This window comes from Egbenema bharatensis FJBBOT/2019 (genome assembly GCF_048077055.1).
GTDB lineage: Bacteria > Cyanobacteriota > Cyanobacteriia > Elainellales > Elainellaceae > Egbenema > Egbenema bharatensis.
Genome location: NZ_CP182236.1, coordinates 4343770 through 4363952, shown reverse-complemented (window position 1 = coordinate 4363952; position 20183 = coordinate 4343770). Strand labels below are relative to the sequence as shown.

Genomic DNA, 20183 nt, shown 5'->3' with positions numbered 1-20183 from the left:
CTACGGGAGCAGTTGAGAATTGTTACTGTGAGATTGTTCCAGGGGGGCGCTTATGCCTGATTTAGAACTGCGCCAAAAAATCGAACAGCAACTGGCTCAATTGCCTCCCGATCAGCTTCCTCTGGTCAGTGAGTTTCTAGATTCTCTCCAAAATAAAGGGAGTATGAGTCGCCCTCTCCGTCGATTGCCTCCGCTTAACGAGGCAGGCAAGCAGCAGATTCTCGGTAATAACCTAAATCCAAAGAACTGACACGAACAAGATGATCAAAAGAGAATGAGTAGAACAATTTCTGTAACAAAGCAAAACATGAACAAAATACAGTCAGTTACTTTGCCTGGAAGCGTTGATCTGAACCAAAATTAGCTTAAGTGCCAATCCCATCACCGTCACAATGAAAATGCACTTTAACCAAACATCATTCGATCTCAGCGCAAACTGTCCCCCAATCAACCCACCCACGAACATGGTGATACCCAGAATTAACCCAAGCTGATAGTCCAGAATTCCCTGCGATGCAAAAATGATCACCGCCACTAAACAGGAGAAGATATTAACCAGTTTAGTAATACCGATCGCCTCCACAAATGACATACGGAAGAGATTAATGTATGCCACCGTTAGCATCGTGACATAACCCCCGATGAAAAAACCGCTGTAGATTCCTAACCCGAAGGTAACTGCATAACCTGTCAATTCAGCAATCCGCGAGGGTTCACCGCTCACAGGTTTAATTCCAGCATTCCAGTTCACCACAGAAAATAATGCGATGACCAGCATGAACACTGAGATCAAGGGAGCGATCGAGGTAGCAGGAACCACTAAAACCAGTAGGGCTCCCAGGGTGGAACCCGCTAATGTCAGGCTAATTAAGCCGGGTAAGCGTCTACGATCGATGCGCTGACTTTTCAGAAAAGGGAGGGTGCCCCCAATACTCAGCAGCAGTAAAGCAAACATATTGGTAGCAAGCACTGTGCGCGGTTCAATACCCACCTGCAACATCACTGGTACAGTAATGAGCGATGTACTGCCTGTGACGACGCTGATAATGCTGGTTCCGAAGAACACAGTGATTAAAAGGAGCAATTGGGGAAGGGCGATTGGGGAAATGGGCATGGCCTTTCACAGATGAGCAATTCATAGACGAGCAACTCACAGACAAGCAAAAAAGCGCGGGATGCAGGCTTGCATCCAGGCAACCCAACGCCCAGGCACAAAGGTTAGAATTGGCAATTCCGTAAAGAGATACGAAGAAACCAAAAGCTACGATTAAGGATTTTGGGCGATTGTATATATCGTAAATTTTAGTCTCATTCGGGCGATCGTCCGCCAATTTGTATTAGATTAGATTCATGGAAGTGAAAGAGCTTCCGACCACAACTAAACAGTCCAATTCATGATAATAGGAGGGTAAAATTAGTTCCTACGTGAATTTGTTTGGTTCAATTCTAACAGCACTCAAACAGGTGGTTGATATTTCCTCACTGGTTTAACAGAGAGCAATGCATAGGTCATTGATTGAACTACATCATGACTCATGGTATCTCTAAAAAGACTTGTGATAATTGAGGAAATAACTCAGCGAAACTGTTCTGGGTGCTGTTGTTGCTATGTCTCTATGACTGCGTTTCAGCCTTACGCTGCTGATTTTTACTTTCTCCGTGGTTGAGATTCAAGATGCGGATGCGATCGCCCTTCTCCAACAAATATTTTCCCGTTCTAACCTGACACCCTGACACAGATATTACTCTCTAGTCATCCCTTCGCAGGCTTCTCTTCTGAGATGCGATCGCCGGTATGATCGAATGTTTCAAATCGTATCGTTGATTATACTTCTCGTCGATTATATTTCTCATCTATTACGTTAATAATCACGTACGTTAATAATCACAATGTGTTATTTGTTCGCATTACCTGTACTACATCAAAAACCTCACACATAGGAGACACTATGAGCAGCGAAAGCGGATGCCCGTTTACGGGCGGAGGGCAGAAACTTACGGCTCGTCATGTGACATCGAACCGAGACTGGTGGCCGAATTATCTGAATTTGAGTGTCCTCCACCAGCACTCTTCCCAATCCAATCCTATGGGGGAAGCATTTAACTATGCTGAGGAGTTCAAGAGCCTCGACTTAGCGGCCCTGAGGGCAGATATCTACGAGCTGATGACCACCTCTCAGGACTGGTGGCCAGCCGACTACGGGCACTATGGACCGCTCTTCATCCGCATGGCGTGGCACAGCGCAGGCACCTATCGGATTGGTGACGGTCGCGGTGGCGCAGGCTCCGGCAGTCAGCGGTTTGAGCCACTGAACAGTTGGCCCGACAACGCCAACCTCGACAAGGCGCGCATGTTACTCTGGCCCGTTAAGCAAAAATACGGCAAGAAAATCTCCTGGGCTGACCTGATGATCTTCGCAGGCAACTGTGCCCTGGAGTCGATGGGCTTCAAGACACTCGGCTTTGCCGGTGGGCGGGTGGATGTCTGGGAACCAGAGGAAGACATCTACTGGGGTTCTGAGAAATCCTGGCTTGGCAATGAGCGTTACGAAGGCGATCGGGTGCTGATGAATCCCCTCGCCGCCGTTCAAATGGGGCTAATTTACGTGAACCCGGAAGGGCCAGATGGCGAGCCTGATCCACTCGGCTCAGGACGCGATATTCGTGAGACCTTTGCGCGGATGGCAATGAATGATGCAGAAACGGTCGCGCTCACTGCCGGTGGGCACACGTTCGGCAAATGTCATGGTGCGGGCGAAGCAACCCACGTTGGTGCTGACCCTGGAGGTGCCACCATTGTGGAGCAGGGTCTGGGCTGGAAGAGTACCTTCAACACGGGGGTTGGCGTTGATGCCATCACCAGCGGGATCGAAGGTGCCTGGACTCCCACACCGACGCAGTGGGACAATAGCTATCTCGAAACCCTGTTCAAATATGATTGGGAGCTGACGAAGAGTCCGGCTGGCGCGTGGCAATGGAAGCCCAAGGGGGATGCGGGTGCGGGTACGGTACCTGATGCCCACGATCCATCGAAACGGCACGCCCCTATGATGACGACAGCGGACATGTCGATGAAGATGGATCCCATCTACAACCCGATCGCGCGGCATTACCTCGAACACCCAGATGAGTTTGCCGATGCATTTGCCAAGGCGTGGTTTAAGCTGACCCACCGCGACATGGGGCCACGATCGCGCTATCTCGGTTCAGAGGTTCCCGAAGAAGAGTTCCTGTGGCAAGATCCCATTCCCGCCGTTGACCATGAGTTGATTGATGAGCAGGACATCGCCACTCTCAAAGGCAAGATCCTCAATTCGGGACTGTCTGTTTCTCAACTGGTTTCAACTGCCTGGGCATCAGCGTCAACCTTCCGCTGTTCCGATATGCGCGGTGGCGCGAACGGAGGGCGCATTCGTCTGGCACCCCAGAAGGATTGGGAAGTCAACCAGCCAGAGCAGTTGGCAACCGTGCTGCAAACCCTGGAGGGCATCCAACAGGAGTTTAACAACTCCCAGTCTGGCGGTAAGCGGGTTTCGATCGCTGACCTGATTGTTCTAGGCGGCTGTGCGGCGATTGAGCAAGCGGCGAAAAATGCAGGTCACGATGTGACAGTGCCCTTCACGCCAGGACGCACGGATGCGTTGCAGGAGAAAACGGATGTCGAGTCCTTCGCGGTGCTTGAGCCGAAAGCAGACGGGTTCCGCAACTACACCAGCGGTAAACACAGCGAGTCGGTGGAGGAGATGCTGGTGGATCGGGCGCAATTGTTGAGCCTGTCCGCCCCTGAGATGACGGTTCTCCTGGGCGGCTTGCGTGTCCTGGGTGCCAACTATGGAGGGCACAAACACGGTGTCTTCACCCAGCGTCCAGAGACGTTGACCAATGACTTCTTCGTGAACCTGCTCGACCTGGGCACAACCTGGAAAGCAACTTCGGAAGATGAATATGAATTCGAGGGAAGCGATCGCAAAACCGGCGACCTGAAGTGGACGGCTACCCGGGTTGACCTTATCTTCGGCTCAAACTCTCAGCTTCGTGCCCTTGCGGAAGTCTACGGATGTGTGGACTCGCAGCAAAAATTCGTGAATGACTTTGTGGCGGCATGGAACAAGGTGATGAACCTCGATCGCTATGACCTGCGCACAGTTCAGGCGACAAGCTCTGCGAGGGGTTTCTAAGCGTACCTTCAACCGATCGTCGGTGATCATAAACAGATCATCAGTGATCATTAAGATCGAGGCGACGCAAACCAGCGGAAAACCTGAAAGCGGTTAGAAAACCAGGGGCGTACAGCAGTGCGCCCTTATTATTTTTCCGCATTATTTATTTTTCCGCAGAACCCTCACTACCGGCCCCTCCTGCCAATCTCCGATCGAAAAGCGGGACAGTAGGTATTGATTGCGGCATAGGTCACCGCGACTTCAAAGCTGGTGGGTAAATGGCCATCTCCCTGAATTTGTCGGAGTTCAGGGAGAGATCCCCCCTGTTCTAAAAAAGGACAAATCGTGGAGGCATAGGCAACCACTTCTTCAGCGCCAAGGGAATCGGCTACGACGATCGCTTCCGGGCTGGCACTGGCTTCAAAGGCTTGCCAGAAGGCCGATGAGCCTGGGGTAGAGGGTAATATTCGGGATTCAAGTTGATTTTGATGTCTTCGACAATAATCGACCAAATCCACTAAATTCCCTGCTTCATCAACGATCAAATATCCCGATCGATTGTTCAGCCCACAAACGCCGGAAACAGAGGCATTGAGAGCCGGTTGAGCGGATGCAAGTGCTGGAGCAACTGAAATTAGCCCTGCAATGAGGGTACAAACAGCCTTAAACATAGGTTGGAGCAAACGACAGAACTCAGGCGGTAGGCTGTCTCAGTTGCTGCACCAACAGTTGAATCCCTAAGGCCATCAAGCCCAATGCCGCGATGCCAAAAATCCCGGTTCCTAAGGCACTCATGCCAGTCACTAAGGTTCGTACCGCTACGGCAATGTTAGTTGCCAGATAGTTGCCAGAGGGTAAGGGCTTATTGGCAAAGGTTTCGGCGATCGACATGGTGAGGGAGTACATGGCGTAGGTCAACCCGCCCGCAATCATCGCTCCGGTAAAACACCGTAGTGGTGTAGGGGGCTGAGGGGTACGACTCCCTTTGGCAGATGCAGTCTCAGTTGGCTGAACCGTTGGAGACTGGGTTGATGAATCTTGAGATGGATCTTGAGATGGTGTGGAATTGGACATAGCCATCACCTGTGTACGTAGTTATAGTGCCTCAAATGAAATTGGAAATTAATATTTGCAAATCAAACCTGTGAAGAATTGCAAGCAAATTTCAAATTCTCTAAAAAAACAATTTTGGCTATTGGGAGGGAGTGGGACGAACCAGTTGAATGCCGCTGGCGATCAGCGGAGCGGTCCAGATGCCCAGATCGGGATCGGAGATGTGCTGACGAAGTTGCTGCGCTACAGCCTCCGCCTGGGCTTGGGAGTCCACTAAGGCAAACACCGTCGAGCCAGAACCGGACATCATCACTCCCAGTGTATCGAACTGCGCCATTTCTCGTTTGAGTGCGTCTACTAGCGGATGGGCGGGCAACACCACCTTTTCCAGGTCGTTATGCAGCAATTCACCAATCCGTTTACCGTCCCGTTTAGCAATCGCTTCCACCATCGGCCCGGAATGCACTCGCTGGCGGCGCTCGGCTAAATCTTCAGAGTCCCTGGCATAGGAGGGATGAAACTGCTGGCGGTAGGTCTTGTAGGCCCAGGGGGTTGATACGCTAATGCTGCGATATTTAGCCAGAACCACATACAGGTGATCCAGGCTGGGCAGGGGTGCCAGGAATTCTCCCCGACGAGTAGCGATCGCCGTTCCGCCCGTGACGCAGAAAGGAATATCAGAGCCGAGCATCGCCGCCAGTTCTTGAATTTCAGATTGGGTTAAGCCTAAATCCCAAAGTAAATCGATGCCCACCAACACCGCAGCCGCGTTAGCCGATCCCCCAGCCAAACCTGCTCCCATCGGAATCCGCTTTTGAATAGAAATATCTACCCCACCAAACTGATTAAACGACTCTGGAAATTGTTGGGCCATTAACGCAGCCGCTTTGTAAGCCAGATTACTTTCATCCACTGGCACATCGGGATCATCACAATGGACTCGAATTTGCTCCGTTCCATTCGCCCGCAAATCCACCTGATCCGTCAGCCCAATGCTTTGCAGAATCATAGCGAGTTCATGATAACCATCGGGGCGATCGCCAATGATTTCCAGGTAGAGGTTGATTTTGGCGGGAGCGATGAGGGAGTAGGAGTGCATGGGGAGGTGAGGACTGAGGACTGAGGACTGAGGAGGGAGGACTGAGGACTGAGGAGGGAGGAGGGAGGACTGAGGACTGAGCGAGCTGTAGGGTGGGCAGTGCCCACCAACGTTGCGGGAAAACCTATAAAACTATAGCCCGTCTAGGGATTGGATGATAATCACAACTTACGCCCCGACTCCCGGCTCCTGTACGGGCGATTCGCGAATCGCCCCTACTCCTCACTCCTCACTCCTCCCTATCTGCCGACTCAACGCCACCCAAATCGCCCCTACTCCTCACTCCTCACTCCTCCCTATCTGCCGACTCAACGCCACCCAATCTGCCACACCCAAATCTTCGGCACGCGCCTGGGGATTTAAATTCAGCGATTCCAATACCTGACTGAGCCGATCGCGGTCTACTACGCTTTGCAGATTGTTGCGTAACATTTTGCGGCGGGTGGCGAATCCCAGTTTGACCAGGGTATCCAGGTGGCGCGGATCGGGGGCGGGAGGATCGATCGCACGGGGGATGATTTTGACAACGGCAGAATCGACCTTGGGGGGAGGTTGGAAGGCTTTGGCGGGAACGAGGCAGACCCACTGGCAATCGGCTAAATACTGAACTCGGACGGTTAACGCCCCGAAGGCTTTGGTGCCGGGTTTGGCGCAGAGGCGATCGGCGACTTCTTTTTGCACCAGCAGGACGATCGATTCAAAGGGTTGCGGATTGGGGGTGGCGATCGTACCCAGGAGTTTTTCCAGGATGGGGCCGGTGATGTTATAGGGAATGTTGGCGACGACTTTGTTGGGGTTCTGGAAGTCAGGGAAATTTGTCAGGTGAGCCTCCAGATCGAGGGTGAGAAAGTCTCCGCCTAACAGCAAAAAGTTCGGTTTTTCACCCAACTGCTTTGTCAGCAGCAAGCACAGATCCTGATCGACTTCTACGGCGACGACGGATTGGGCGAGGGGAAGTAATTTGCGGGTCAGAATTCCGGTGCCAGGGCCAATTTCCAGCAGGCGATCGGTGGGCTTTAAATCCGCCGCACTGACAATTTTGGTCAGGGCTGCTTCACTGCGGAGCCAATGTTGGGCAAATCGTTTACGGGGACGGGGCATGAAAATCAGCTAAAACCATCAGGGTTAATCGGAAGGGGGGTTAGACGGAGGAGGATGGAGGCGATCGGTCGAGTTGGGGGGTGGAGAATCGGGCGGTTTGGTGGAGGACTGGAGGTTGGTGAGGGTGGAGGTGATCCATTGTTTGGACTGTTCTAGAAGTTTCGAGGCTTTCTGAGGTATTTGATCTAAGTTTTGGGGTAAGCGCGATCGAAATTCATCCGATTGTAGATAGTCCCATAGTCGAGCAGACTGGTATTGCACCACCTCTCCCAAACTTCCTTCCACCTGAGGCACCTGGGTGCGTTGGTCGATCGGGGTTTGCTCCCAGCGCATCGAGAAGGTTTGCCAGGCGAACCAGCCCAAGAGAAATGAGACTGCAATCTGTCCTAGCAGCACGGCTCCGCGAATTTGGGCCGCATTGTGCCAGACTTCATAGGCATAGAACACGCCGACCCCGCTCCAGATCAGATCGTATTTGCGGTAAAGCTCTGGCAGGAAAAACGCCGACATATACAGCGCGAAACTGGCCAGGGCAACGACGATCGCCAGTAAATATGTCAGCATCTGGATTCCCTCCCTACGTCGTGTAATCTGCGTTGATTTTGACGTAATCGTAACTCAGATCACAACCCCAGGCAGTACCCACTCCGTCACCATGCCCCACCCGGATCGCAACTAAAACGGTGTCTTGTTTCAGGTAGGCTCCGTCTGCCGCTTGCTTCATGTAGTTGCTGGCTGCGGCGCGATCGAATGCCAGGGGTTGCCCGTTTTCCATCAGCAAGAAATCGCCCAGTTGAATTCGTAGCTCATTCTGCTCAAACAGGACTCCGGCCCGTCCAGCGGCAGCGGCAATTCGCCCCCAGTTGGGATCTCGTCCATAAACGGCGGCTTTGAACAGGGAGGAACCGGCGATCGTCCGGGCAATTTTCCGGGCAGATTCATCATCGGCGGCTCCAGAAACCTGCACCTCAATCAGACAGGTGGCTCCTTCGCCATCGCGGGCGATCGATTTGGCCAGATACATGCAAACTTCCGTGAGGGCAGCTTCCAGCTTGTCGGCATTGGCTCCCGGTTCAGTAATGGCTGGCGTGCGGGATTCACCATTGGCCAGGGCAATCAGTGAGTCGTTGGTGCTGGTGTCGCCATCGACAGTCACCTGGTTAAAGCTCTTGTTGGCTGCCCGACTCACCATTTCCTGCCAGAGGTGGGGAGAGATGGCCGCATCGCAAGTGACGAAGGCCAGCATGGTGGCCATATTGGGGTGGATCATGCCAGACCCTTTACAGATGCCGCCAATCCGGACGGGACGATGATCCAGGGTCAATTCCAGGGCAATGGTCTTGGGGACTAAATCCGTCGTCATAATCGCTCTGGCAGCCGGGTCTGAACCTTCTGGGGAAAGGGTTTCAACGAGTTTGGGAATCCCCGATCGCATTTGATCCATTTTGATCCGCTGACCGATGACCCCCGTGGAAGCGACCAGCACCTGCTCATGGGAAATACCCAATGCCTGCGCGGTTAACTGGGCACTTTCTACGGCATCTGCCCATCCCTGGGATCCCGTCGCCGCATTCGCCTGACCCGCATTACACAGGATGGCTCGTGCGGTGGGCTTTGCCTGGAGCCGTTGCCGACAGTAATCCACGCAGGCGGCCTTCACCTGACTGGTGGTAAACACCCCCGCGCCGATCGCATCCACATCGGACACAATCAACGCCAGATCCGGTGCACCTGAAGGTTTCAAACCGGCCGTAATTCCCCCTGCCCTAAACCCCTTCGGAGCCGTTATTCCCCCCGAAATGATTTGCCAATCAGCCATCTTGCTCTCCCCTATTCCTTATGATTCAGAATGTGCAAATCAAATCCCTGGAGGGGCGAATCGCAATTCACCCCTTCCCCTCCTTACTCCTCCACCTTCACCGACAAAATCTTGTCCCCTGGACGAATCGCATTCACTACATCCATATCATCCGTGCGACCAAATACGGTATGTTTGCCGTCGAGATGAGGCTGGGGGGAATGACAAATGAAAAACTGGCTGCCGCCTGTATCTTTGCCCGCATGGGCCATCGATAGGCTGCCTGCCAAATGCTTGTTTGGGTTAATTTCACACTTAATGGTATAGCCTGGGCCGCCCGGCCATCACCGTTGGGACAGCCACCCTGAATCACGAAGTCAGGAATGACTCGATGAAAGGTTAACCCGTCGTAAAACCCTTTATTGGACAAATCAACAAAGTTTTTTACGGTGTTGGGAGCTTCATTTTCAAACAACTCCAGGTTAATGGTGCCTTTTTCTGTTTCCATGATGGCGTGAGTCATAGCATGTTTCCTTTTAGCTGATGTGTTGTCTGACGTGAAGCCTAGTGTACGCCAAACTTTGACGTTCTGTGCAGCAAAACGAACGCCCCCCGTTAGGAGAGCGTTCTGGTGATAGAGTGATTGCTCACAAAGCGATTTAATTTTGAGAAAACCCAAATCTGGATGGGGATACTGAAACGAGTTCTGTGAAGATAAAGGCTTGGACTGAAATTCAGGTCAAACGATCGATCGAACCAATTGGGCAAACCAATCGGGTGATACAGGCAGGCATTCGTTGCGCTAAACCTGAAACGGGAACACCTGAAGCCAAGAAGCTCTACAAAAGCTAGATCATTTTAACCTGAGTTAGCAAAACTTAATGATTTCTCAGATTTCTAGCTGAGGGAAGCACCACTGCGATCGTAGTCTTCACCGTGGAGAGGCTTGCCCTGAATATGATTCCAGTAATCAACATTATCTAGACCCACTTCTGCTGCCGCCCGAGTCAGCATGGACTGATGGCGATTTTTAACGGACTGGTGATGGCGAATCATTAAAGCCCGTGCTTGTTCTCTAGTAGACATAATCAAAACCTCTTAACTGAATGCGTAAGGAATAACAGGAGGAGATAAGACAAGATTATCTTCTCGTCACATCTTTACTATAACAGAGCTTTCTGTATCATGTGTTACAAAATAGGGGTTATTTACAAATCTTTACACGATTTTTATTTATTGCGGTCTGGGAAATGGGTTGTGGCGATATTAGACACGAGTTGGGTCAACGGTTAGATTCATGCTGGATAGATTCGGTTCCCTGATCCTCTATTCTTTTAGAATGACTATTACGGAAGAACTGATTGAAGTCGGTTCGCTGAAGTGGTTTTACCGCAATGCTGAACCCGTTAACCCTACCGATAAACCACCTGTGGTTTTGCTGCACGGTTTGCCCTCCCAAAGCTACAGTTGGCGAAATGTGCTGCCTGCCCTGGCGGAGTACGGATTTCGCGCCGTTGCGCCCGATTGGATTGGCTTTGGCTTTTCGTCCCAGCCCGATCGCCGTGATTTTGCCTATACCCCCGATGCCTATGTCGAGGCTCTGGCAGAATTTTTGGAAAAACTGGGGATCGATCGCTGCTCGTTAGTCGTTCAGGGATTCTTAGGTTCAGTGGGGCTCCAGTATGCCCTGCGGCATCCCGATCGAATTGAGCGACTGGCGATTTTGAATGCGCCGATTATGCCAGAAGCGAAGCTGCCCTGGAAGATCAAGCAGATGGGGATCCCTTTAGTGGGTGATATGCTGACCCAGGATCCGCTACTGGTCGATCGCACCCTGGAGGGCGGCGGCGGCTATCGCGTCGAAGATGCCGATCTGGATGTGTACCGTCGTCCCTTCTTGAAAAGCTCGGATGCGGGGCGAGCCTTGCTGGCAGTCATTAAGAATTTACAGCTTTCTAAAGTAACGGCGGAGATTCAGAGCGGTTTCGCCCACTGGAATTCCCCAGTGCTGGTGGCGTGGGGAATGCGTGATCCCTGGTTGCCGTTCAGTCTGGCTCAGGCGTTTACACAGCAAATTCCGGGGGCAGAACTGGCTCAGCTAGAAGAAGTAGGGCACTATCCCCAGGAAGACTGGCACGAAAAGGTGAATGATACTCTCTTAACGTTTCTTCGTCGTCAGATAGTTTAGTTCAAATCGTCTGGTGGAAACAGGTTCAGGCAGATTTGTGAAATCTCGGGGCTGCGATCGGGAGCATGCCCAATATATCCGATATAATCGCCTCATTATCGGCCAGCGACGCATCGTTTAGCGACTTCTCTCTGTCCGCAATTAATTCTCTTATTATGCTTGGGCTGTGATTGCAATTTACCCTGGTAGTTTTGATCCAATTACCCTTGGTCATCTCGACATCATTGAGCGGGGCTGTCAGCTTTTTGAGCAGGTGATCGTGGTCGTATTTCGCAATCCGAACAAAAAGCCTCTGTTCACCTTGCAGCAGCGAACCGAGCAAATTCGTCAGTCTACCCAGCATCTACCCAATGTGGAAGTAGACTGTTTTGACGGGTTAACCGTTACCTATGCTCACATGCGTCAAGCGAAAGTCTTACTGAGGGGACTCCGCGCAGTATCTGATTTTGAAATGGAACTGCAAATGGCGCATACCAATAAAACGCTTTCAGATGATATTGAAACTGTTTTTTTGGCCACTTCAACTGAACACAGTTTCCTCAGCAGTAGCGTGGTCAAGGAAATTGCCAGATTTGGCGGTTCTGTTGGTCATCTCGTCCCTCAACCTGTTGCTCTGGATATTCACAAATGCTACGCCAAGACCCTAGCCGGAGAAAACCCAACACCAACGGTGGATCCCAAGACCGAACGCTTCATGGAGAGACAAATCGAGTAGGGGGATTTGATATCCAGCAAGAGTTGAATAAGCTGGAGGAAATCATCCTCGATAGTCCTCGAATCCCCTTGAGTCGGCGAACGTTGGTGGATGAAGAGCAGTTGTTGGATCAGCTGGATTTGGTGCGGCTGAATTTGCCTGGGGCATTCCAGGAGGCGACGGAAATTATTCTGCATCGGGAGGAGGTGCTACTGGAGGCTGAGCAGTACGCCCAGGAGATTATTGCAGATGCGGAACGACGAGCAGCCCAGATTGTGGATGAGATGGGCTTAGTGCGGCAGGCCGAGATGGAGGCGCAACGGATTCGCCAGCAGGTGCAAATGGACTGCGAGGAGATGCAGCAGCAGGTGTTGGTGGATATTGATCAGATGCGGCGACAGGCTCAGCAAGAGCTTCAGGAGATGCAGCAGTTGGCGATCGCAGAGTGTGAGCAGATCCAGCGGGGAGCGGATGAGTACGCGGATGGGGTGCTGCAAGATATGGAACAGCAGTTTGCGGACATGCTGCGGATTGTCCGGAATGGTCGTCAGCAACTTCAAATCAATCAACCCATTACCAGTCCACCACCAACCTATCCGCCATCCCGGTTGCCCCCCGCCGGTATGGCGATCGGTAGAATCGGTATCGGTACTGTCTTAATTCATTTATCCGTTGTCCTATGCCAATAATCTTGACCAATGATGATGGAATTGATGCGCCAGGATTGCGATCGCTCCAGCAGGCGATAGGGGAAGCGGGTTCGGGGGAAGCGGTTGCAGTGGTTGCGCCTCAACGGCCACACTCTGGCTGTGGGCATCAGGTGACGACCCATCGTCCGATCCATCTGGAACGCCGTTCTGACCAGGAGATTGCGGTGGATGGAACTCCAGCGGACTGTGCACGGATTGCCCTGAGCTATCTTTATCCCAATACCGAATGGGTACTGTCTGGGATTAATGCAGGGGGAAATCTGGGGGCGGATGTTTATATTTCGGGAACGGTGGCTGCGGTACGAGAGGCAGCTTTACATCGGATTTCGGGAATTGCTCTTTCCCACTACATTCGCCAGAAACGACCGATTGATTGGGATCTAGCCGCACGAATGGCGGGTCGCGTTCTGGATAAGTTAATGGCGCAGCCTCTTGAACCAGGCGCGTTTTGGAATGTGAACTTGCCCCATTTGGCACCGGATGACCCAGAACCTAAGATTGTGTTTTGCCCCCTCTGCACTCAGCCCCTTCCAGTGGATTATCGGGTGGAGGGTGATCATTTGCAGTATGTCGGTAAATACGGCGATCGTGTCAGTGATCCAGGTTCAGATGTTACAGTATGTTTTTCCGGTAACATAGCTGTAACGAAGATCAACCTCTAGGGGAACCCTAGCATCTACCAGAGAAGAGTCATTTAGGTTAGTGGTCCATGGTTTGATCGACGGCTGTGTTTCCTATGGGCAGGCTACTAACAAAGACTTATCCTTGCCGATATCCTTGCCAGATTCGTTGCCGATATCTTTGCCGATATCTTTGCCGATAGAGGATATCCTGCCATCGCACACCCTTTGCAGATAGCGATCACCCATAGCTATGTCCATTTTGTCGATCCGCATTTTGTCGATCCGTTTTATCCCTTTGATTATGCTAGCGGGCGTATTGTCCTTCACGAGTACAGGTTGCAGTGAGAGTGTCAGTCGTCAAGAAGCAAGAGACGAGGAAATTTCACACCCGTCCGTTCCGCTCCAAAATATGCAGGAGGTTCGGTTAACGTCTGAGCCACCCTCCGAACCAGGAATTGATTCCGAGCATTCTGCCCCATCTGATCTTTATCGTCAGGGGATCGATCGCGCTTCCAGTGCCTTTACCCTCAGCCGTTCTGCCCAGTCTCAGGATGATTGGTCATTGGTCGCACGACGCTGGCAGCAGGCGGTTGATTTGATGGCAGCAGTTCCAGCCGCTGACCCAAATCATGCCCAGGCTCAAAGCAAAGTGGCAGAATACCGAACTAATCTCAGTTATGCGCAGCAGCAAGCAACTCGATCCACAATCGCATCGGCGGATGGGAATATCACGGTTCGTCGATCGCAGGCGGCGGCTCCTCCCCCGGTGAATTCTGCCTCTCCTCCTGTGGCCGTCGCATCTCTTCCACCGCTTACGCCGGCTTCCCCAACGACTGGAAGTAGAGATACACGAGCTTTCTACGCGCCGATCGTCCGACGAGAAGGCAATACTCCCGTCATTCAAGTGACGTTTAATGGTAATCAGACGTTCGACATGATTGTTGATACAGGGGCCAGTGGAACCCTGATCACAGCCCGCATGGCACAAGCTTTAGGGGTTGTTCCGGTGGGAGCTGCCAGGGTTGATACCGCCAGCGAAAGTGGGGTTGTTGTGCCGTTAGGCTATGTGAGTTCGATGGAAGTGAATGGGGCGATCGCGCAGAATGTCTTGGTGGCGATCGCAGGGGCACAACTGGGTACGGGGCTACTCGGCCATGACTTTTTTGGCAATTTTGACATCACGGTTCGGGAGCATGAGGTGGTGTTCCGGGAGCGAGCGGGCGTATGAGCGATCCGGTTAGATATTGCTGTAGATATTGCAGATAGATATTGCTGACTGGCAGGCAAGATGCCTGCGCTACCGGCTATTTCAAGAAGGCAACAAGCTGTTCGAGCTTTGTCCAGGCGGCTCCACTGGCGAGAATCTCTCTAGCAAGGGTGATCCCCTGACGATAAGAGGCGATCGGATCGGCATCAGTGCTGGCTTCTGTTGCCTGTCCCACCTTGAGAGCCAGAGCTGCGTTTAACGCAACGACATCTTTTTGAGCCTGGGTTCCGCCACCTTGCAGGATCGTGCGGAGAATTTCAGCATTCTCACTGATTTCCCCCCCCCGTAGGGCACTGGTAGGAGCCGAGGTTAGACCCAATTCTTCGGGGTTGAGGGTCAGGGTATGAACCTGTCCACCGGATACCACTGCCAGGTGAGTGACATCGGCAAGTCCGGCTTCATCCAATTTTTCCTGCCCGTGGAGGACGATCGCTTCGGGACGACCCAGATGCAGCAGGGCCTGGGCGATCGGTTCAATCATGCCTGGATCAAAGACTCCCATGACTTGCCCGGTTAAGGGCAGCGGATTCACCAGGGGGCCCAGGAGGTTGAACACCGTGCGCACCTTCAATGCCTTGCGGATGGGCACAACCGACTTCATGGCTGGATGCCAGCCAGGCGCAAACAGAAAGGTAATTCCCACCTCCGAGAGGGCAGCGCGAATGGCTTCGGGAGAAGCACTCAGGTTAATGCCCAGAGCTTCCAAAACATCCGCTGACCCAACTTTACTGGAAGCCGCCCGGTTACCATGTTTTGCCACTGCCACCCCTGCCGCTGCTACCACAAAGGCAACGGTCGTAGAGATATTAAATGTGGATGCGCCATCCCCTCCGGTGCCACACGTATCAATCAAGGGCGAGGGGACTGGAGTGGTATCTGCGCTACCTAAAGATTGGGACTGAAGGACGTTTGCCATTCCGGCGAGTTCACTTGCCGATACCCCTTTAGCCTGAATTGCCGCCAGGATTGCCCCAGAAAGTACGGGAGAAATAGATTCTGCGAGCCACCCTTGCATCAGCGTTGCAGCTTGCTCCACTTCAAGCGATCGACCGTCCAGGAGCTGTTGCAGGAGAGACGACCAATCTTCGTTTAAGGGAGTTGAAGGAGCGGGAGATGGGGAGGGATTACTCATAAACCTGGCTCTCAATGATCAAAATCAGCATTTCCGCAGGGGGACTTGTCCGGAAAAGCGGGTAACTGCTGAAAAACACTACCACTTTTTAAGCCAGCTAGGGGGAGTCTGCACCATGATTTCAGGATTAGCCAGGTTCGGGAGCAGGGATCCCTCTGTTCTGGGTGGATCACCCTGATTAAGTAGGGGCGCACAGCAGTGCGCCCCTACAGGCAATCTATCTGCCGTGCAAATGATTTGAATTGGTATTAATTTCATCTGTTTGCTTCTATAGATTTGATGTAAGTAAATGTCATGATTTCATCACATAAGTGATCCCCAGATCATTGACCTGGCTTTAAAGTCATGGTTTCATGACTTTATGATCCCCATTTGTCCCGTGATTTCGTCAAACTGCCCAAAAACAGGCACTTTGTCCCCTTGCTTTTTGAGACGATTTTTTGCAGGATCAGGGCAAGCAGTTGATCCCCTGATCCCAAAAAGAATCTGCTGCCGCTGCTGATTGCTGTGAGTCCACCCTCTGTCACTGTCTGGCAGGGATGCTGGGCTGAGGCAATTCGGTAGGGTTAATGGTCAGCACACTTTTCGGTCAAGCTTGCAGGTTTCGGTATTGTCCGAACGATCGTTGAAATTACTGGAGGTAGTACGTTTAGCTATGGCTTCACCCAACCGTCCACCCTTAGAAGAAATGACCCTCCGGCAGCTCCGCCGAGTGGCTAGCGAATACGGTGTTTCCCGCTATAGCCGGATGCGTAAAGATCAACTCCTGCAAGCCATTCAGGAGATTGAACGCACACGGTTCGCTCCCAGCCAACCGTTATCTCGTTCATTGGAGGCGCAAGAAGAAGTGGAAGCAGCAAAGTTTGATGTTGGGCAGAATGAGCAAGTAGAGCGGATGGCTGAACCGCTGGCGATCGTTGATGAAGGTCTAGCTGACCTGCCAGATGGTTATGGCGAGAGCCGGATTGTGCTGATGCCCCGGGATCCCCAATGGGCCTATGCCTACTGGGATGTTCCCAACGAAAATAAGGAAGCTCTGCGTCAACAAGGGGCGATTCGTCTGGCCCTGCGCTTCTATGATGTCACCGATATCAATATTGACTTGCAGCGTCCTCACAGCTTGCAGCAGTACGAGTGCGATGAACTGGCGCGGGAATGGTATCTCCCCGTACCGGTCAGCGATCGAGATTATATTGTTGAGATTGGCTACGTCGGGTTTGATGGACGATGGCTCCTGCTGGCGCGATCGGCAGCAGTGCGGATTCCTCCGATTTATCCATCTGACTGGATTGACGATCAGTTTGTGACCATCTCCTGGGATGAAGAATTGCAGTCCAAAACCTTCCTGGAGTTGTCCCATCCAACTCGGCGATTAGCAGCCATTTCCAGTTCAATCTACGATCAAGTGTTTGAAATGGCTGAAGTGAGCCAGTCTCAACGGGTGGCTGGTTCTATATTTGGCTCTATGCATCAGGTTCCAGAGGAGGCAATCAGTTCCTACGTGTTCCCACCGTCGGGAGTGGGTAAATGGGCTGTGCCGACGGAATCTGGGGCAGGAGTCACTGGCATGTCTGGCGCAGCTGTGAGCGGCATGTCCGGGGTCGGTGTCACAGGAATGTCCGGAGCAGGAGCCGCTGGCATGTCTGGTGCAGGAGTCACGGGCATGTCTGGCGCAGCTGTGAGCGGCATGTCGGGTGTCGGTGTCACGGGCATGTCCGGAGCAGGAGCCACGGGCATGTCTGGAGCAGGAGTCACTGGTATGTCTGGGGCAGGAGTCACTGGTATGTCTGGGGCAGCGATCACTGGCATGTCGGGTGTCGGTGTCACAGGCATGTCCGGAGTAGGAGTCACGGGCATGTCCGGAGTAGGAGTCACGGGCATGTCCGGAGCAGGAGTCACGGGCATGTCCGGAGCAGGAGTCACGGGCATGTCTGGGGCAGCAATCACTGGCATGTCGGGTGTCGGTGTCACGGGCATGTCCGGAGCAGGAGTCACGGGCATGTCCGGGGCGGCGGTCACTGGTATGTCCGGTGTAGGCGCGGCTGGCATGTCGGGAGTCGGAATGTCCGGTGTGGGTATGTCGGTTCCTGGTTACAGTATGTCTGGAGTCGGGATGTCAGGAGTCGGTGCGGCTGGCATGTCCGGTGTGGGTATGTCCGGTGTGGGGATCTCCAGTGTCGCGGGCATGTCCGGTGTCGGGATGTCCGGAGTTGGTGCAGCAGGAATGTCCGGTGTGGGTATGTCCGGCATCGGCATGTCTAGTGTTGCGGGCATGTCGGGAGTCGGGATGTCCGGCGTGGGCATGTCGGTTCCTGGTTACAGTATGTCTGGGGTAGGCATGTCGGGAGTCGGCGCGGCTGGTATGTCCGGTGTGGGTATGTCCGGCATCGGCATGTACAGCATGTCGGGTGTGGGTATGTCCGGCATCGGCATGTCTGCTTCCATGCCACCCATTCGGCCGCGTAAGTTCTGGCTGATTGCGGATGCGGAATTAATTGTTTACGGTGCGACGGAGCCTGATGCAACGGTGACGATCGCCGGTCGTCCGGTAAAGTTGAACCCCGATGGTACCTTCCGGTTCCGCATGACGTTTCCAGACGGATTAATTGATTTCCCGATCATGGCGGTGGCGGCTGATGGGGAACAAACCCGCGCAGTTCACATGAAATTTACGCGCGAAACCCCTGAACGTCATACCAATACGAAGGAGGAAGCTGCCCTGGAGTGGTTGCTTCAGTAGAGGGAGCCAGGCTACCGCAGCCTCAAGGCAAGCTGTGAGGATCGAGAGCTGAAGTTGGTTAGAATGCAGGTTCTAGGATGTCCTAACTGTTGCACGAACTGACTGAAAGTTCTCTATCCTCTGTTTTTTGATCTCATGGCTGATTTCATAACCGATCGATGTGCTATTCCCGCTCCTGCTGATCGCTATTGGCTCAAAAATGCCCATGTGCCGATCGCGCTAGTTGTTGATCCAGATCCGGTGATAACGGCAGCCCAAACCCGTGACGGTTTAGTTTGTGTAGATATTGAAGTGCAGGCAGGGGCCATCACAAAACTGCGAGCGGCTGGGGAGGAGGATTCTGAATCTAGCTCTGAATCTAGCTCTGAAACTGTCCCTGAAATTGACTTGCGGCGAGGGATCGTTTTTCCTGGCTTTATTGATATGCATACCCACCTGGATAAGGGGCATGTCTGGGAACGATCGCCCAATACTGCTGGAACGTTTGAAGATGCTCTGAACCTGGTGAAGTCCGACAGCAATACCCATTGGGATCCTGAAGATCTGTATCGGCGGATGGAGTTTGGCTTGAAGTGTAGTTATGCCCACGGCACGACGGCTATTCGCACCCATCTGGATTTGTTTGGTGAGTGGACAGAGGTGAGCTTAGAAGTGTTTCAAGCTCTGCGGCAAGCCTGGGCCGATCGGATCACGCTCCAGTTTGTTAGCCTCATGCCCCTGGACTATGGGATGACTCCAGCAGCGGAGAAATTAGCCGATCGCGTTGCAGAAATAGGTGGGATTCTGGGCGGCTTTGCCCTGATGAACCCGGAAATTGATCCACAACTCGATCGCCTGTTTACCCTGGCACAGGAACGCAACCTGGATTTAGATTTGCATACGGATGAGAGTGGTGATCCCAACGAAATCACCCTACGCCAGGTGGCACTGGCAGCTTTACGTCATGAATGGACTGGAACAATTGTCTGTGGACACTGCTGTAGTTTGGCCGTGCAGGCGATCGATGAGGTCACAAAAACATTGGAACTGGTTAAGCAAGCCAATATTGGGATTGTTAGCCTGCCGATGTGTAACCTGTTTCTTCAGGATCGCAATCAGATCGCCTCTCAGGACTGGAATTCTATTAATCAACCTCGACCTGATGCTCGAACTGGTTCTCAATCCTCAACCCTGGATGGGCGATTCGAGAATCGCCCCTACGCCCTGACTCCCCGGTGGCGTGGTGTTACGCTGTTGCACGAATTGAAATACGCTGGTGTTCCTGTTGCGGTGGCTAGCGATAATTGCCGCGATCCGTTCTTTGGCTTTGGGGATCATGATGTCCTGGAGGTGCTGAATCAGTCTACGCGGATTGCCCAACTGGATGCTCCCTACGGTGATTGGTGCTGTACGGTGTCTCGAACTCCAGCGAACTTGCTGGGACTGTCTCAGGCTGGACGAATTGGGGTGGGGCTTCCTGCTGATCTGATTCTGTTTCGGGCGCGATACTTCAGTGAGCTACTTTCCCGTTCTCAACACGATCGCGTGGTTCTCCGCAAGGGACAACCGATCGACACAACCCTGCCCGATTACTCCGAGTTAGATGACCTAGTAGGAATTGGTAAATAACTTCGCCTAA

At 52.7% G+C, this 20183-nt stretch carries 20 protein-coding genes and 3 pseudogenes; 11 read left to right on the top strand and 12 right to left on the bottom strand.

The window, feature by feature from the left end:
• Window positions 1-52 precede the first annotated feature (52 nt).
• On the top strand, window positions 53-250 hold the full coding sequence (locus ACM1PF_RS20205; protein WP_416666441.1) for a hypothetical protein: 198 nt from the start codon (window positions 53-55) through the stop codon (window positions 248-250).
• A 72-nt stretch (window positions 251-322) separates the two neighbouring features.
• Here ACM1PF_RS20205 and ACM1PF_RS20200 read toward each other — a convergent pair whose 3' ends face one another.
• Window positions 323-1114 carry a sulfite exporter TauE/SafE family protein gene (locus ACM1PF_RS20200; protein WP_416666440.1) on the bottom strand — a complete coding sequence of 264 codons (792 nt, stop codon included), beginning with the start codon at window positions 1112-1114 and terminating at the stop codon, window positions 323-325.
• A 500-nt stretch (window positions 1115-1614) separates the two neighbouring features.
• On the bottom strand, window positions 1615-1737 hold the full coding sequence (locus ACM1PF_RS20195; protein WP_416666439.1) for a hypothetical protein: 123 nt from the start codon (window positions 1735-1737) through the stop codon (window positions 1615-1617).
• 212 nt (window positions 1738-1949) lie between these two features.
• Here ACM1PF_RS20195 and katG point away from each other — a divergent pair, with 212 nt between their 5' ends.
• Window positions 1950-4178 carry a catalase/peroxidase HPI gene (katG, locus tag ACM1PF_RS20190; RefSeq protein WP_416666438.1) on the top strand — a complete coding sequence of 743 codons (2229 nt, stop codon included), beginning with the start codon at window positions 1950-1952 and terminating at the stop codon, window positions 4176-4178.
• A 167-nt stretch (window positions 4179-4345) separates the two neighbouring features.
• Here katG and ACM1PF_RS20185 read toward each other — a convergent pair whose 3' ends face one another.
• From ACM1PF_RS20185 to ACM1PF_RS20155, 7 genes and pseudogenes are all read right to left on the bottom strand, one after another.
• Window positions 4346-4831 (bottom strand): hypothetical protein, encoded by a 486-nt coding sequence (locus ACM1PF_RS20185; RefSeq protein WP_416666437.1) that lies wholly within the window; start codon window positions 4829-4831, stop codon window positions 4346-4348.
• Between the two features lie 22 nt (window positions 4832-4853).
• Window positions 4854-5234, bottom strand: a complete 381-nt coding sequence (locus ACM1PF_RS20180) for a DUF3082 domain-containing protein (protein WP_416666436.1) — start codon at window positions 5232-5234, stop codon at window positions 4854-4856.
• A gap of 118 nt (window positions 5235-5352) precedes the next feature.
• Window positions 5353-6312, bottom strand: coding sequence for a 4-(cytidine 5'-diphospho)-2-C-methyl-D-erythritol kinase (gene ispE, locus ACM1PF_RS20175; protein ID WP_416666435.1), 960 nt, complete (start codon window positions 6310-6312; stop codon window positions 5353-5355).
• 279 nt (window positions 6313-6591) lie between these two features.
• The gene (gene rsmA, locus ACM1PF_RS20170) at window positions 6592-7413 is read right to left on the bottom strand and encodes a 16S rRNA (adenine(1518)-N(6)/adenine(1519)-N(6))-dimethyltransferase RsmA (protein ID WP_416666434.1); all 822 of its coding nucleotides are present in this window, start codon (window positions 7411-7413) and stop codon (window positions 6592-6594) included.
• A 24-nt stretch (window positions 7414-7437) separates the two neighbouring features.
• A complete protein-coding gene (locus ACM1PF_RS20165) occupies window positions 7438-7977 on the bottom strand; it encodes a Ycf66 family protein (protein ID WP_416666433.1) in 540 nt (179 codons plus the stop codon).
• A gap of 13 nt (window positions 7978-7990) precedes the next feature.
• Window positions 7991-9232, bottom strand: a complete 1242-nt coding sequence (gene argJ, locus ACM1PF_RS20160) for a bifunctional ornithine acetyltransferase/N-acetylglutamate synthase (protein ID WP_416666432.1) — start codon at window positions 9230-9232, stop codon at window positions 7991-7993.
• Between the two features lie 83 nt (window positions 9233-9315).
• Window positions 9316-9734, bottom strand: a pseudogene (locus tag ACM1PF_RS20155) (peptidylprolyl isomerase).
• A 185-nt stretch (window positions 9735-9919) separates the two neighbouring features.
• On the opposite strand from ACM1PF_RS20155, the gene ACM1PF_RS20150 reads away from it, so the two are divergent.
• Entirely contained in the window at window positions 9920-10063 is a 144-nt protein-coding gene (locus ACM1PF_RS20150; RefSeq protein ID WP_416666431.1) for a hypothetical protein, read from the top strand.
• 45 nt (window positions 10064-10108) lie between these two features.
• Here ACM1PF_RS20150 and ACM1PF_RS20145 read toward each other — a convergent pair whose 3' ends face one another.
• Entirely contained in the window at window positions 10109-10297 is a 189-nt protein-coding gene (locus tag ACM1PF_RS20145; RefSeq protein WP_416666430.1) for a hypothetical protein, read from the bottom strand.
• Between the two features lie 253 nt (window positions 10298-10550).
• On the opposite strand from ACM1PF_RS20145, the gene ACM1PF_RS20140 reads away from it, so the two are divergent.
• The 4 genes from ACM1PF_RS20140 to surE all read left to right on the top strand — a co-directional run bounded on the left by ACM1PF_RS20140 (window position 10551) and on the right by surE (window position 13465).
• A complete protein-coding gene (locus tag ACM1PF_RS20140) occupies window positions 10551-11399 on the top strand; it encodes an alpha/beta fold hydrolase (RefSeq protein ID WP_416666429.1) in 849 nt (282 codons plus the stop codon).
• Window positions 11400-11565: 166 nt separating this feature from the next.
• Window positions 11566-12114 (top strand): pantetheine-phosphate adenylyltransferase, encoded by a 549-nt coding sequence (gene coaD, locus ACM1PF_RS20135; RefSeq protein WP_416666428.1) that lies wholly within the window; start codon window positions 11566-11568, stop codon window positions 12112-12114.
• Window positions 12027-12782 carry an ATP synthase F0 subunit B gene (locus ACM1PF_RS20130; RefSeq protein WP_416666427.1) on the top strand — a complete coding sequence of 252 codons (756 nt, stop codon included), beginning with the start codon at window positions 12027-12029 and terminating at the stop codon, window positions 12780-12782. Before coaD ends, ACM1PF_RS20130 begins: the two co-directional genes overlap by 88 nt.
• On the top strand, window positions 12773-13465 hold the full coding sequence (gene surE / locus ACM1PF_RS20125; RefSeq protein WP_416666426.1) for a 5'/3'-nucleotidase SurE: 693 nt from the start codon (window positions 12773-12775) through the stop codon (window positions 13463-13465). The genes ACM1PF_RS20130 and surE overlap by 10 nt, the downstream gene beginning before the upstream one ends.
• 72 nt (window positions 13466-13537) lie before the next feature.
• On the opposite strand, the gene ACM1PF_RS20120 is transcribed toward surE, so the two are convergent.
• A complete protein-coding gene (locus ACM1PF_RS20120) occupies window positions 13538-13753 on the bottom strand; it encodes a hypothetical protein (protein ID WP_416666425.1) in 216 nt (71 codons plus the stop codon).
• 82 nt (window positions 13754-13835) lie between these two features.
• Between ACM1PF_RS20120 and ACM1PF_RS20115 the strand changes: the two genes are divergently transcribed.
• Window positions 13836-14654 carry a retropepsin-like aspartic protease family protein gene (locus ACM1PF_RS20115; RefSeq protein ID WP_416666424.1) on the top strand — a complete coding sequence of 273 codons (819 nt, stop codon included), beginning with the start codon at window positions 13836-13838 and terminating at the stop codon, window positions 14652-14654.
• A 76-nt stretch (window positions 14655-14730) separates the two neighbouring features.
• On the opposite strand, the gene trpD is transcribed toward ACM1PF_RS20115, so the two are convergent.
• Entirely contained in the window at window positions 14731-15825 is a 1095-nt protein-coding gene (trpD, locus tag ACM1PF_RS20110; protein ID WP_416666423.1) for an anthranilate phosphoribosyltransferase, read from the bottom strand.
• A gap of 655 nt (window positions 15826-16480) precedes the next feature.
• On the opposite strand from trpD, the pseudogene ACM1PF_RS20105 reads away from it, so the two are divergent.
• The 3 genes and pseudogenes from ACM1PF_RS20105 to ACM1PF_RS20095 all read left to right on the top strand — a co-directional run.
• Window positions 16481-17431: pseudogene (locus tag ACM1PF_RS20105) on the top strand (DUF4912 domain-containing protein); the annotation flags it as partial.
• 759 nt (window positions 17432-18190) lie between these two features.
• Window positions 18191-18565: pseudogene (locus ACM1PF_RS20100) on the top strand (hypothetical protein); the annotation flags it as partial.
• A 135-nt stretch (window positions 18566-18700) separates the two neighbouring features.
• On the top strand, window positions 18701-20173 hold the full coding sequence (locus ACM1PF_RS20095; RefSeq protein WP_416666422.1) for a cytosine deaminase: 1473 nt from the start codon (window positions 18701-18703) through the stop codon (window positions 20171-20173).
• Window positions 20174-20183: the final 10 nt, after the last annotated feature.